Annotated in this window: 13 protein-coding genes; 9 read left to right on the plus strand and 4 right to left on the minus strand. The window is 70.6% G+C overall.

The annotated features are described in order from the left end of the window. Positions 1-81 precede the first annotated feature (81 nt). Positions 82-1,782 carry a VanW family protein gene (locus L0H79_RS00965; protein WP_301482657.1) on the plus strand — a complete coding sequence of 567 codons (1,701 nt, stop codon included), beginning with the start codon at positions 82-84 and terminating at the stop codon, positions 1,780-1,782. Between the two features lie 3 nt (positions 1,783-1,785). Here L0H79_RS00965 and L0H79_RS00970 read toward each other — a convergent pair whose 3' ends face one another. After that, positions 1,786-2,835, minus strand: coding sequence for a GNAT family N-acetyltransferase (locus tag L0H79_RS00970; protein ID WP_301482658.1), 1,050 nt, complete (start codon positions 2,833-2,835; stop codon positions 1,786-1,788). Positions 2,836-2,887: 52 nt separating this feature from the next. On the opposite strand from L0H79_RS00970, the gene fdxA reads away from it, so the two are divergent. The 3 genes from fdxA (at position 2,888) to L0H79_RS00985 (ending at position 5,763) form a co-directional block, all read left to right on the plus strand. Continuing rightward, positions 2,888-3,214, plus strand: a complete 327-nt coding sequence (gene fdxA / locus L0H79_RS00975; RefSeq protein ID WP_301482659.1) for a ferredoxin — start codon at positions 2,888-2,890, stop codon at positions 3,212-3,214. 7 nt (positions 3,215-3,221) lie between these two features. Continuing rightward, on the plus strand, positions 3,222-4,346 hold the full coding sequence (gene dapC / locus L0H79_RS00980) for a succinyldiaminopimelate transaminase (RefSeq protein WP_301482660.1): 1,125 nt from the start codon (positions 3,222-3,224) through the stop codon (positions 4,344-4,346). Positions 4,347-4,482: 136 nt separating this feature from the next. Next, a complete protein-coding gene (locus L0H79_RS00985) occupies positions 4,483-5,763 on the plus strand; it encodes a citrate synthase (protein ID WP_301482671.1) in 1,281 nt (426 codons plus the stop codon). Positions 5,764-5,790: 27 nt separating this feature from the next. Here L0H79_RS00985 and L0H79_RS00990 read toward each other — a convergent pair whose 3' ends face one another. Beyond that, positions 5,791-6,675, minus strand: a complete 885-nt coding sequence (locus tag L0H79_RS00990) for a hypothetical protein (RefSeq protein WP_301482661.1) — start codon at positions 6,673-6,675, stop codon at positions 5,791-5,793. Positions 6,676-6,708: 33 nt separating this feature from the next. Further along, on the minus strand, positions 6,709-7,635 hold the full coding sequence (gene dapD / locus L0H79_RS00995) for a 2,3,4,5-tetrahydropyridine-2,6-dicarboxylate N-succinyltransferase (protein WP_301482662.1): 927 nt from the start codon (positions 7,633-7,635) through the stop codon (positions 6,709-6,711). Between the two features lie 78 nt (positions 7,636-7,713). On the opposite strand from dapD, the gene dapE reads away from it, so the two are divergent. From dapE to L0H79_RS01015, 4 genes are all read left to right on the plus strand, one after another. Further along, positions 7,714-8,820 (plus strand): succinyl-diaminopimelate desuccinylase, encoded by a 1,107-nt coding sequence (dapE, locus tag L0H79_RS01000; protein ID WP_301482663.1) that lies wholly within the window; start codon positions 7,714-7,716, stop codon positions 8,818-8,820. A gap of 113 nt (positions 8,821-8,933) precedes the next feature. After that, positions 8,934-9,638: a TIGR00730 family Rossman fold protein gene (locus L0H79_RS01005; RefSeq protein ID WP_301482672.1), complete on the plus strand. Its 705-nt coding sequence runs from the start codon at positions 8,934-8,936 to the stop codon at positions 9,636-9,638. Continuing rightward, entirely contained in the window at positions 9,635-9,934 is a 300-nt protein-coding gene (locus L0H79_RS01010) for a DivIVA domain-containing protein (RefSeq protein WP_301482664.1), read from the plus strand. Before L0H79_RS01005 ends, L0H79_RS01010 begins: the two co-directional genes overlap by 4 nt. Further along, positions 9,931-11,142, plus strand: a complete 1,212-nt coding sequence (locus L0H79_RS01015) for a hypothetical protein (RefSeq protein ID WP_301482665.1) — start codon at positions 9,931-9,933, stop codon at positions 11,140-11,142. Before L0H79_RS01010 ends, L0H79_RS01015 begins: the two co-directional genes overlap by 4 nt. 186 nt (positions 11,143-11,328) lie before the next feature. Here L0H79_RS01015 and L0H79_RS01020 read toward each other — a convergent pair whose 3' ends face one another. Continuing rightward, positions 11,329-12,132 carry an enoyl-CoA hydratase/isomerase family protein gene (locus L0H79_RS01020; RefSeq protein ID WP_301482666.1) on the minus strand — a complete coding sequence of 268 codons (804 nt, stop codon included), beginning with the start codon at positions 12,130-12,132 and terminating at the stop codon, positions 11,329-11,331. Between the two features lie 142 nt (positions 12,133-12,274). On the opposite strand from L0H79_RS01020, the gene L0H79_RS01025 reads away from it, so the two are divergent. Continuing rightward, complete coding sequence (locus tag L0H79_RS01025) at positions 12,275-12,448, plus strand: DUF3117 domain-containing protein (RefSeq protein ID WP_076262632.1); 174 nt, start codon at positions 12,275-12,277, stop codon at positions 12,446-12,448. The last annotated feature ends 89 nt before the right edge of the window (positions 12,449-12,537 follow it).

Raw genomic sequence — 12,537 nt, forward strand, 5'->3', positions numbered from 1 at the left:
ACGCTCGCGCACGGCGCGGCCCCCGCGTATGACGTCCAGCCGGGGCTATCGTCCCGACAGGTAGACCCCTCCGGAGGAGCCATGGCCCCCAACGACCGTCGCGGTACCGTCCTGCGGCTCGTCGCCTCGGTGCTTGTCCTCGGCGGCGCCTATATCGGCCTCTGCGCCTGGACGTCTCGGCATGTCCCGCCCGACGCGAGCGTCGGCGCAACCAGGATCGGCGGCATGTCCCCGGCCGCCGCCGCCGCCGTCGAACGGCAGGCCGCGACGCTGCTCGCCACCCCTGTCGTCGTCGCGGTGCCCGGGACCGATCGCACCATCCAGGTCGAACCGGGCAAGGCAGGCTTCTCTGTCGATACCGAGGCCAGCCTCGACGGGCTCACCGGCTTCAGCCTCGACCCTCGGATCGTGTGGGAGAAGCTGACCGGGTCGGAGCAGCGGCCGCTGCTGACGCGCGTGGACGACCACCGGCTGACCGGCTACCTCGAGCAGATGGCACGTTCGGTGCAGGTGCCCGTGGTCGAGGGAAGCGTCGGCTTCGAGGACGGCGATGTGCGGGTCACCCTGCCTCGGGCCGGGCGTGTGCTCGACATAGCGGAGACCAAGCTCGCGCTGCGGCGCGCCTTCCCGGACGCGGCGACGGCGACGGCGGTTCTCAAGGACCTCGAGCCGAAGGTCAGCGCCGACCGCATCCGCTCGACCGCGGAAGGGTTCGCCCGCGAGGCCGTCTCTGCCCCGATCGTGCTCGTTGCCGACGGCAGACGAGCTGCCCTCCAGCCCGAGCGGTTCGCCACGGCCATCTCCTTCACCCCCGACGGAGCCGGTGGCCTCAAGCCGCAGTACGACGAGGCCAAGCTCGCCGACGTCATCGCCGAGACGGTCAAGGTCAGGACGAAGCCGGCCAGGAACGCGCACTGGGCCTTCGCGCCCGGCAACGGCCGGCCGAGGATCGTGCCGTCCACCGACGGGTCAGCCGTCGACGAGCAGGCCGTGACGCAGCAGGTCATCGCGGCCATGACCTCCGACGCGCGGACCGTGACCATCAAACCCACCGTGACGCGGCCATCCTTCACCACCTCCGACGCGGACCGCGCCGGGGTCGAGGAGCTGGTCGTCGACTTCAGGTCTCCCTTCCCGCCGCGGGACACGACCCGGACCCACAACCTCGTCGTCGCGACACGGACGATCGACGGCACCTACGTGCCTGCTGGAGGGACGTTCTCGCTCAACGGGGTTCTCGGCGAGCGGACGACCGCCAAGGGCTACGCCGACGGCACCGTCATCGTCGACGGCCGGCTGACCCGGGGTACCGGCGGCGGCATCTCCCAGGTCTCCACGACGATCTACAACATGGCCTACTTCGCGGGTGCCGACATCATCGAGGCGACCCCGCACGCCTTCTTCATCCCCCGCTACCCCGAGGGTCGCGAGGCAACCGTGTTCTGGCCGACGGTCGACAACAAGTGGCGCAACGACACGCCACACGGGATGCTCCTGCAGACCTGGGTCGAGGACGGCTACGTCCACGGCCGGATCTGGTCGAGCAAGACGTGGGACGTCAAGTCGGTCAAGGGGCCGCGGCGAGACGTCGTGCCGCCCAAGACGGTTCGCGACGACGCGCTCAAGTGCTACCCCCAGCGGCCCAACCCGGGCTTCGACGTGACGGTGACCCGGCAGTGGTACCGGCCGGGGTCGTCGACGCTCGTGCGGAGCGAGGACGTGCACACCCACTACATCCCGGAGAACCGGATCATCTGCACGAACCCCGACGCCAAGCCCTGACGCTCAGGACTCGGCCGGGGCCAGGTAGAGGTAGTCGTGGTGGCGGGTGAAGTCGAGCCCCTCCCAGAAGGCGATGCCCCCCGCGTTCTCGCTCGACACCTGGATGTAGAGAGCCAGCATGTTGTTGTCCCGCGCGGCCATCCCGATCGCCGAGACGACGGCGGTCGCGATCCCGCGGCGACGGTGACCGGGGCGTACCCACAGGCCGAAGATCCCGGCCCATCCCGGGTGGATCGCCATCCGGGCGATCCCGACGGTCCGTCCGGTCGTCTCGTCCTTGACGGACATGAACAGCTGTCCCCGGCCGCCCGTCAGGACTCTCTCCGTCACCCCGGGGACGACGGTGCGCGACTCGCCGTAGGCGATCAGCCACTCCGGCTGGAGGCGGGCGTCGCCGAGCACCGGTGGGGACTGCTCGGTCAGGGGCGGCAGAGCGCCGAGGGGCGCGGTCATGACCTGCACGTGCCGGCCGGGCGCGTGCCCGCCCCGCACGGTGTAGCGCCGTCCGAGCAGGTGGGCGCCGACCTGGGTGTCGGCCGGGTCGAAGCCCACCGGTCCGGGGAGCTGGAACATCGGGTCCTGACCCCGCTCGCGGTACCACTTCTCGACGAAGTCGACCGCGCGACCCAGGGGCAGGGTCGGGTCGCCGAGGGGCAGCGCCGAGTTCGCCCGTCCGGTGAAACCGGGGGTCGAACGCAACAGCCACGAACCGAGACGGCTCTGCTCCAAGGCGACCCAGCCTGTGGCCATGAGCGCCTCGAGGTCGTCGACGCCCACCCGCTTGTGTGCCGGTCCGGCCCGGCTCGGTGGCGGTGGGACATCCTTGGCGGCGACGACCGAGCGGCGTGGGATCGTCACCGATCCGAAGGCGCTTTCGACGACGAGGCTCTGCTCGTCCCGGGAGCGCAGCGTCCCGAGGACGTCCGTCGCTCCCGCCTCCGAACCGGGGGGCAGCAGGTATCGCACGACGACGCGCTCACCCACGGTGAGCCGGCCGGATGGGTCTGGAGCCCGCCCGGAGTCCGATGGACCGGTCGCGGCAAAGCCAGTCATGTCCGGCATACTAGGGCTGCCGCAGACCACCGCGCCGAGGAGGACTCCGTCCATGACCTACGTCATCGCCCTGCCTTGCGTCGACCTCAAGGACAAGGCGTGCGTCGAGGAGTGTCCGGTCGACTGCATCTACGAGGGCAACCGGTCCCTCTACATCCACCCGGACGAGTGCGTCGACTGCGGTGCCTGTGAGCCGGTCTGCCCCGTCGAGGCCATCTACTACGAGGACGACGTGCCCGAGGAGTGGAGCGACTACTACACGGCCAACGTCGAGTTCTTCAACGACCTGGGCAGCCCCGGTGGCGCGGCCCGGCTCGGCCTCATCGACAAGGACCACCCGATCATCGAGGCGCTCCCGCCGCAGCAGCACGACGTGTGACCGCCGCGTGGCCGTCCTCGACCTGCCCGACTTCCCCTGGGACTCGCTCGCGCCCTACAAGACGCGGGCGAGCGCGCACGAGGACGGCATCGTCGACCTGTCGGTCGGCACCCCCGTGGACCCGACGCCGGACCTCGTGCAGCGCGCACTCGGCGAAGCGGCCGACGCTCCCGGTTACCCCCAGACCGTCGGGACCGCGGAGCTCCGCAGTGCGGTCGCCGCCTGGTTCGCCCGGCGCCGCGGCGTCACGATCGGAACGGACGCGGTCCTGCCGACGATCGGCAGCAAGGAGCTCGTGGCCTGGCTGCCGGCCCTGCTCGGTCTCGGCGCCGGAGACATCGTCGGCGTCCCGGCCATCGCCTATCCGACGTATGACGTCGGGGCCCGGATCGCGGGCGCGACCCCCGTTGCCACGGACGGCCTGACGAGCCTTGGGCCTCTCACGCCGGCCACGACGCCGAAGCTGCTCTGGGTCAACAGCCCAGCCAACCCACACGGCCGGGTTCTCGGTGTCGAGCACCTGCGCAAGGTCGTCGAGTGGGCCCGGGCCCACCGGGTCGTCGTCGCGAGCGACGAGTGCTATGCCGAGCTCGACTGGCGCCCGGGGCACGCCGGGCAGGCGACCCCGAGCATCCTGCACCCCGACGTGTGCGGGCGCAGCCACGAGGGCCTGCTCGCGGTCTACTCCCTGTCCAAGCAGTCGAACCTCGCGGGCTACCGGGCGGGGCTCGTCGGCGGCGACCCAGCCCTCATCGCGCGGATCCTCGAGGTGCGCAAACACGCGGGGATGATGATGCCCGCACCAGTTCAGCACGCAGCCGCGGTCGCACTCGGGGACGACACGCATGTGGCGGCCCAGCGAGCGGCATACGGGCGACGGCGCGAGCGGCTCGTCGCGGCGGTACGGAGCGCCGGCCTGCGCGTCGAGCACTCCGAGGCCGGTCTCTACCTGTGGGCCACCCGCGACGAGGGCTGCTGGCAGACCGTCGCCCACCTCGCCGACCGCGGCATTCTCGTGGCCCCGGGCTCCTTCTACGGGCCGCCGGGTGGCCGCCACGTCCGGATCGGCCTGACCGCCACCGACGAGCGGATCGAGGCGGCATGCGCGCGGCTGGGGTCCTCGCGGCTGTGATCTCAGTCGTCACAGATGCACCGGGAGCACGCTCAGGTTGCCGCAGTGGGTCCTTGCTGGGGTAACGTCGCGGGCGAGACACTCCGACCCCGCCAGGGGCAAACCCCGAGGAGGCGATGGAACAGTGACGCACGCAGTGGACGGGACCCTCAAGGTAGGAGACACGGAAGTCACCTTCCCCGGTGTCGATGCGGTACAGGGCAACGACGGGCTGAACGTCTCGTCACTGCTGAAGCAGTCCGGTCTGGTCGCCTATGACGCGGGCTTCGTCAACACGGCGTCCTGCAAGAGCGCCATCACCTACATCGACGGCGACCAGGGCATCCTGCGCTACCGGGGGTACCCGATCGACCAGCTCGCCCAGCAGTCGAGCTTCGTCGAGGTCGCCTATCTGCTCATCTACGGCAAGCTGCCCTCGGCTGACGAGCTCGCGGCCTTCGATGCCCGCATCCGGCGCCACACGATGCTCCACGAGGACCTGAAGGCCTTCTTCAACGGCTTCCCCCGTGATGCACACCCGATGCCGGTCCTGTCGTCCGCGGTCTCGGCGCTCGGCACGTTCTACCAGGACAGCCTCGACCCGTTCGACGCCGAGCAGGTGGAGATCTCCACGGTCCGGCTGCTGGCCAAGCTGCCGACGATCGCCGCCTACGCCCACAAGAAGAGCGTCGGCCAGCCGTTCATCTACCCCGAGAACGCCCTTGGCATCGTGGAGAACTTCCTGCGCATGACGTTCGGGATGCCCGCCGAGGACTATGAGCTCGACCCGGTGGTCGTCAAGACCCTCGACCAGCTGTTCATCCTGCACGCCGACCACGAGCAGAACTGCTCGACGTCGACGGTGCGCCTGGTCGGCTCGGCCCAGGCCAACCTGTTCAACTCGGTCTCCGCAGGCATCCACGCCCTGTCCGGGCCGCTGCACGGTGGCGCCAACCAGGCGGTCCTCGAGATGCTCGGCGAGCTGCGCGCGTCGGGCGAGGACCCGAAGAAGTTCATGGAGAAGGTCAAGAACAAGGAGGCCGGGGTCCGGCTCATGGGCTTCGGCCACCGGGTCTACAAGAACTACGACCCCCGAGCCGCGATCGTCAAGAAGTCGGCCGACGACGTGCTCGAGAAGCTCGGCGCCGACGACCCGCTGCTCGATATCGCCAAGCAGCTCGAGGAGGTCGCCCTCGCCGACGACTACTTCGTGGAGCGCCGGCTCTACCCCAACGTCGACTTCTACACCGGGGTCATCTACAAGGCGATGGGCTTCGAGTCCAAGATGTTCACCGTCCTGTTCGCGATCGGCCGCCTGCCCGGCTGGATCGCCCAGTGGCGCGAGATGATGACCGACCCCGAGACGAAGATCGGCCGGCCGCGCCAGGTCTACACCGGAGAGGCCGAGCGGGCGTTCGTGCCGGTCGGCCAGCGCTGACCCGACCCACACACCAGTCGGACGAGGTCAGGACAGGGAGATCCGGACCGTCGTCGTCGCAGCGCCGTCCGACCAGCCGTCCGCGCTCCGGTCGCGGTCCCAGGCGCGCTCGCCGACGGTGACTCGGGTGATGCCGTAGGTCTGTGCCATGGCGACCGCCCAGTGCCCGACCGCCCAGGCCTGGCGTTGGCCCTGGGTCTGGACCGTCAGGCCGTCCCCGTCGGCCGATGCCTGCACGCCCATCTGCGTCTTCAGGGCCGAGGCCACGTCCGGTGGCGCGGCGTGCGAGGTCGCCGGGTCGAGACGGCACGTGAGCCCCGCAGGTGACCACCCGCTCAGGGTCGAGGCGAGGACCCTGCCCTGACCCTCGTGATCGCGGTAGAGCTCCGGGTAGGCGCTGCGCTGCACCTTCTGGGCGATCGTCGTGATGTCGGCCTGCTCGTAGCCCTTGAGCTTGACGAGCTCGTCGTAGAACCGGTTCGTCGAGTAGACGGGATCGAGGATCTGCTCGGCCGTGCCCCATCCCTGGCTGGGGCGCTGCTGGAAGAGGCCGAGCGAGTCACGGTCGCCGAAGCGGATGTTGCGGATCTTCGACTCCTGGTAGGCGGTCGTGAGCGCGATCGTCGCTGCCCGGGCCGGCAGGTCGCGGTTGATCGCGACGGCGGTGACGAGGGCTGCGTTCGCGGTCTGCTCCGGGTCGAAGGTCTCCGTCATGCCCGAGGCGGTGATCGTGCAGACCGGCGTCCGGGCAGCCCGGATGAGGGCCGACACGCCGAACCAGCCGGCACCCACCACGAGGCCGGCGACGAGGAGCAGGACGAGTGAGCGTCGCCGACGACGCGACGAGCGGTCAGCGGTCGATCGTGGCCGGCGGGACTCGTCGAGAGCCAGGCCGGGACGGTCGGTCGACATCGGTTCCCTTTCCCGGGGAGCCGGCGCTCCGGCTCAGTTCGTGTGCAGTGCCTCGTTGAGTGTGATGCCGGTGCCCGCGCGGTCGCGGGCCTCGACGGCGCCGGTCGAGCTGTTGCGCAGGTAGAGGATGTTGCTCGCTCCCGACAGCTCGCGGGCCTTGACGACGGTGCCGTCCGGCAGGGTCACCTTCGTGCTGGCGGTCACGTAGAGCCCCGCCTCGACGACGCAGTCGTCGCCGAGGGAGATCCCGACGCCACCGTTGGCGCCGATGAGACAACGTGTGCCGATGCTGATCCGTTCCGTCCCCCCGCCGGAGAGCGTCCCCATGATCGACGCGCCCCCGCCGATGTCGGAGCCGTCACCGACGACGACTCCCTGGCTGATCCGGCCCTCGACCATCGAGGTGCCCAGCGTGCCCGCGTTGAAGTTGCAGAACCCTTCGTGCATGACGACCGTGCCGGGGGAGAGGTGGGCCCCGAGCCGGACCCGGTCGGCGTCGGCGATCCGCACCCCGGCCGGCACGACGTAGTCGGTCATCCGGGGGAACTTGTCGATGCCGTACACCTGGACCGGGCCGTCCCCGCGCAGCGCGAGACGGGTCTGCTCGAAGCCCTCGACCGCGCACGGGCCGTGGTTGGTCCACACGACGTTGGTCAGCGCGCCGAACAGGCCGTCGAGGTTGATCGTGTTCGGCCTGAGCAGGCAGTGCGAGAGCAGGTGCAGGCGCAAGTAGGCGTCGCTCGTGCCGGCCGGCGCTGCGTCGAGGTCGATCTCGACGAGGCGGACCTGCGTGTGGACGCGGCGACGTTTGTCCTGCCCGGCCAGCAGGGCGAGCTCGGCGGGTGGCTCGGTGTCTGCGGTGGCCGCACCGAGCGTGGGCCGGGGGAACCAGGCGTCGAGCGTCTGGCCGTCCTCGGTGGTCGTCACGAGCCCGTGTCCCCATGCGGTGCGCTCAGCCATGCGGCAAGGGTAGGGGGGCGCCCGTGAGCAGGCGAAACGTGGCCCGAGTGGTGAGCAGGCTGCCGCTAGCCTTCCGGTATGCCGCCCACCGACCCAACGCGCGCGCCCGCGGTCCTAGACCTGTCCAGTGACGTCATCGCCTTGACCGCCGCGATCTGCGACGTGCCGTCCGTGAGTGGGGACGAGGGTGCTCTGGCAAATGCCGTCGAGGCGGAGCTGAGAGGGCTCGGGCACCTGGAGGTGTTGCGGGACGGGAACACGGTCGTCGCCCGGACCGACCTCGGTCGCGCCGAGCGGGTCGTCCTGGCAGGGCACCTCGACACCGTGCCGATCAGCACCTTCCCCGGCAGTGAGCTGCCCAACGTGCCGACCCGGGTCCTCGGCGACGAACTGTGGGGACGCGGCACGGTGGACATGAAGGGGGGCGTGGCCGTCATGCTCAAGGTGGCCGCCCGGGCGACCGACCCGAGTCGTGACCTCACCTTCCTCTTCTACGAGTGCGAGGAGGTCGAGGCGGAGCGAAACGGGCTGGCGCGTCTCGGTGCGGGCCGGCCGGAGCTGCTCGAGGGTGACTTCGCCGTACTCCTCGAGCCGACGTGCGCCGCGATCGAGGGCGGGTGCAAGGGTACGCTGCGGGTCGACGTCGTGACGACGGGGGTTGCGGCCCACTCGGCTCGGCCGTGGAACGGCCACAACGCGATCCACGACGCGGGCCAGGTGCTGTCGCGGCTCGCGGGCTACCAGGCCCAGACGGTCGCCGTCGACGGGCTCGACTACCACGAGGCGCTGCAGGCGGTCGGGATCAGCGGTGGGATCGCCGGCAACGTCATCCCCGACCGATGTGTGGTCACGGTCAACTACCGGTTCGCGCCGGACAAGTCGGTCGATGAGGCGTTCGAGCACGTGCGGCAGGTGTTCGACGGGTTCGAGTGTGTCCTCGGTGATGCCGCGGCGGGGGCCCGGCCGGGCCTGCACCTGCCGGCTGCCGAGGCGTTCGTCGCGGCTCTGGGCCTGCCGGTCGGCGCGAAGGAGGGCTGGACCGACGTCGCCCGGTTCTCCGAGCTCGGCATCCCGGCCGTCAACTTCGGTCCCGGCGACCCGAACCTGGCCCACATGGACGACGAGCGTTGTCCGGTCGAGCAGTATGCGCGGGCCGAGCGGGCCTTGCTGCGCTGGCTCTCGTGAGCACCGCGCGCCGTCCACGCGCATAGGGTTGCCCTGTGACACATCCTGGACCGGGCGAGAAGACCGACGCCGAGCCCCCCACCAGGGGAGACGGTGAGCGCCGCTCGGGTCCGGTGACCCTGCGTCGTGAGCGGGTTCCGGCGACGACGACGGACCAGCGCCTGCTGGACCGGAGGCAGCGGACCGACTGGCTGCACGCCGACCCGTGGCGCGTCATGCGGATCCAGTCCGAGTTCGTCGAGGGCTTCGGCACGCTGGCCGAGCTCGGGCCGGCGGTCGGGGTGTTCGGGTCGGCGCGGGTCCTGCCCGAGGACCCCGCGTATGCCTTGGGTGTCGAGGTCGGGCGACTCGCTGCCGAGGCGGGGTACGCCGTCATCACCGGTGGTGGGCCGGGGGCGATGGAGGCGGCCAACAAGGGGGCGTTCGAGGCCGGCGGCAGCTCCGTCGGGCTCGGGATCGAGCTGCCCTTCGAGGCGGGCCTGAACCCCTACGTGGACCTCGGCATCAACTTCCGCTACTTCTTCGCCCGCAAGACGATGTTCGTGAAGTACTCCGAGGGGTTCATCGTCCTGCCCGGTGGCTACGGCACTCTCGACGAGCTCTTCGAGGCCCTGACCCTGGCGCAGACCCACAAGGTGACCGACTTCCCGCTCGTGCTCCTGGGCACGGCCTACTGGCGCGGGCTCATCGACTGGTTGCGTGGGGGACCCCTTGCCGAGGGGATGATCGGGCCGGGCGACATCGACCGGCTCACCCTCACCGATGACCCCGCGGAGGCGGTCCGGGCCATCCAGACCTACCAGGAGCCCCCGGCGTGAGCTGGGTCTTCCTCCTCGCCGGGATCGTCGTCCTGTGCGGGGTCGCGGCACTCGTGCTCGGGTATCTCGGTGGCGGCATGGGGCGGCCGACCTCGAGCCTCAGCCACGAACCTCTGCCCGACGACGAGCTGACCGACGCCGACCTCGAGCGTCTCCAGTTCGACGTCGGGCTGCGCGGGTACCGTATGAGCCAGGTCGACGCCGTGATCGGCCGGCTCCGTCGTGAGCTGAGGGAGAAGGACGAGCAGATCGCGGTCCTGCGGGCATCGGCGCAGGAGGCGCCTCCGGCCGGATGACGACCCGCTCGGGCGGCACCCGCCTCACCTTCGGCCTGCTGGTCCTCGTGCTCTACGCGGCGTGCCGGGCTGTCACGACCGTCATCCTGCTCGCGGTGCTGCCGAGGCAGGTGCCGAGCGGGATGACGGGGGGCCCCGACGTGCCGGTCACGTACTGGAGCTTCACCGCCCTGTGGGACGGGCAGTGGTACGAGCGGATCGCGCTGCACGGGTACCCGGACGTGCTCCCGGTCGGTCCCGACGGCCACGTCCAGCAGAACCCGTGGGCCTTCTACCCGCTGTTCCCCTTCACCTCGCGAGCGCTCATGGGGATCACCGGGCTCGACTTCCCCGCGGTCGGCTCGACCGTTGCGCTGGTCTGCGGTTTTGGGGCAGCACTGCTCATGGGCCTGCTGCTGCGTGACCGGATCGGAAGCCGAGCGGCGCTCGTGGTCGTCGTGCTGTGGGCGAGCTTCCCCGCATCGGTCACCCTTCAGCTGGCCTACACCGAGGCGCTCGCGATGCTGCTGCTCGTCGGGTATCTGTATGCCCTGGACCGTCGGCGCTGGCTGGTCGCCGCCGCTGTCGCCGTCCTCGTCGGCCTCTCGAGACCGATCGGCGTGCCCCTGGGCCTGGTGACCCTCGTGGTCGTCGTGTTCCGGTGGCGCGACCGAGGCCACCGCCCCATCGCCACTCGGGAGTGCGCGTCCATGGCGGCCGCCCTCGTCGGGTGCGCCGTCGCCGGCCTGCTGTGGCCGGCCGTCGCATGGTGGCGCATCGGCAGCCCGAGCGCCTACACCGACACGATGGCTGCCTGGCGAGGCTCCGGGCAGGTCGAGCCCTTCACACCCTGGCTCGGGGTCGCCACGTGGTGGCTCGGCGAGATCTGGGGACCCGTCATGCTCGTGGCCGTCCCGCTCGCCATCGTCGCCCTGGTCGCCGGACCGTGGGGTGCCGCCCTCCGCGCCGACCTGCGCACGTGGTCGCTGGCCTACCCCCTCTACCTCGCGGCCGTCCTCGACCCGTTCACGAGCATCGTCCGTTACCTCGTTCCTCTCTTCCCGCTCCTCGTTCCGGTGGTCGGGGCCGGGTGGTCCGATCGGCGCGGCAACACCTGGCCTCGCCTGCTCGTCCGGGCGGTCCCCGTGCTCGTCCTGTTCGTCATCGGTCAGTACTGGTGGACCGACACCCTGTGGCGCTTCGTGCCGCCGACCGACTACCCGCCGTGAGGCCGTTCCGGACAGGATCGGCAACGGAACACGTCCGGGCGCCACGATGGCACCCTGGGCCGGCGGGCCGCGGTGCACGTTCGAGCTGATCTCGTTTTGCGAGACGATTCCTGGGTGGAACATAGCCAGGCTCTGCATCACGTCGACACAGGCCGTCGGGTCACGATCGGGTCGGTCCGCGGCGGATCAGCGACCCGTGAAGACCGGCTTCTGCTTGGCGAGGAACGCATCCACCGCGGCCCGGTGGTCGGCGGTGGCACCCGTGCGGCTCATCAGCTCTCCCTCGTGCGCCAGTGACTCGGGCAGGGCGTGCGTCGAGCTGTAGGCGACTGCCCGGCGGATCGAGCCGTACGCGAGCGTCGGCCCGTGCGCCAGCATCGTGGCGAGCTCGCGGACCGTGTCGTCGAACGCCTCGGCGGGCACGACCTTGGTGAGCAGGCCGAGCTCGAGCGCCTCGGCCGCGGGGATCGATCGGGGGAAGTAGAGCAGCTCCTTGGCTCGGGCAGGCCCGACGAGCCGGGGCAGGTGCCACGACGCGCCGGAGTCGCACGAGAGCGCGATACCCGCGAACGCGGTGTTGATCGAGGCGGTGTCGACCGCGACGCGGAAGTCGCAGGCGAGGGCGAAGCTGACCCCCGCGCCCGCAGCCACGCCGTTGAGGGCGGCGACAACCGGCTTGTCCATCCCAGCGAGGGCCTCGACGATCGGGTTGTAGTGCTCGGTGACGGTGGTGCCCAGGGTCGCCTCGCCCGCCGTGAGGTTGGCCAGGTGCTCCTTGAGGTCCTGCCCGACGCAGAAGGCCCGGCCCGTGCCCGTCAGCACGACACACCGCACCTCGGCGTCGGCCGCGACCTGCTCCAACGTGTCCCGGAGCGCCTGCTTGAGCGCCAGGTCGAGGCTGTTCATGGCCTCCGGACGGCACAGGCGCACCCAGGCGACCCCGTCGGTGGTCTCGAGCTGAAGGGGTGGTTCGTGCGCGATCTCGGTCATGTCGGCAACTCTGGCCCATCGATGCCGTGGAGGGGAAGTCTCGCGAACCCCACGTGGCCGGGAACCCGGTAGCGATTAGGACTCGCCGAGGCGGTCCGGAATAATGGTCGCAGCACCCACGCATGTCAACGGAAGGGGAGTCATGGCAGCAATGAAGCCGAGGACCGGAGACGGACCGCTGGAGGTCGTCAAGGAAGGCCGCGGCATCGTGCTGCGTATGCCGCTCGAGGGTGGCGGTCGTCTTGTCGTCGAGATGACTCCGGACGAGGCAGCAGCCCTGCGCGACGCGATCCAAGGGTGCGACGGCGTCAGCTGACGTCACGCACACCGTGACCGTGACGCGGGCCTCCCCACCGGCGGGGGAGGGGGCCCCCGTCGCTGTTCGGCAATGGTCAGCGTTTAACC

Origin of the sequence: Intrasporangium sp. (assembly GCF_030452765.1) — a bacterium.
In the GTDB taxonomy this organism is placed as follows: Bacteria; Actinomycetota; Actinomycetes; order Actinomycetales; family Dermatophilaceae; genus Intrasporangium_A.

Excerpts from the sequence above, each read along its gene's own strand:
- L0H79_RS00965 (WP_301482657.1), top strand. The coding sequence starts at position 82 with ATGGCCCCCAACGACCGTCGCGGTACCGTCCTGCGGCTCGTCGCCTCG.
- L0H79_RS00970 (WP_301482658.1), bottom strand. The coding sequence starts at position 2,835 with ATGACTGGCTTTGCCGCGACCGGTCCATCGGACTCCGGGCGGGCTCCA.
- fdxA (WP_301482659.1), top strand. The coding sequence starts at position 2,888 with ATGACCTACGTCATCGCCCTGCCTTGCGTCGACCTCAAGGACAAGGCG.
- L0H79_RS00990 (WP_301482661.1), bottom strand. The coding sequence starts at position 6,675 with ATGTCGACCGACCGTCCCGGCCTGGCTCTCGACGAGTCCCGCCGGCCA.
- dapD (WP_301482662.1), bottom strand. The coding sequence starts at position 7,635 with ATGGCTGAGCGCACCGCATGGGGACACGGGCTCGTGACGACCACCGAG.
- dapE (WP_301482663.1), top strand. The coding sequence starts at position 7,714 with ATGCCGCCCACCGACCCAACGCGCGCGCCCGCGGTCCTAGACCTGTCC.
- L0H79_RS01015 (WP_301482665.1), top strand. The coding sequence starts at position 9,931 with ATGACGACCCGCTCGGGCGGCACCCGCCTCACCTTCGGCCTGCTGGTC.
- L0H79_RS01020 (WP_301482666.1), bottom strand. The coding sequence starts at position 12,132 with ATGACCGAGATCGCGCACGAACCACCCCTTCAGCTCGAGACCACCGAC.
- L0H79_RS01025 (WP_076262632.1), top strand. The coding sequence starts at position 12,275 with ATGGCAGCAATGAAGCCGAGGACCGGAGACGGACCGCTGGAGGTCGTC.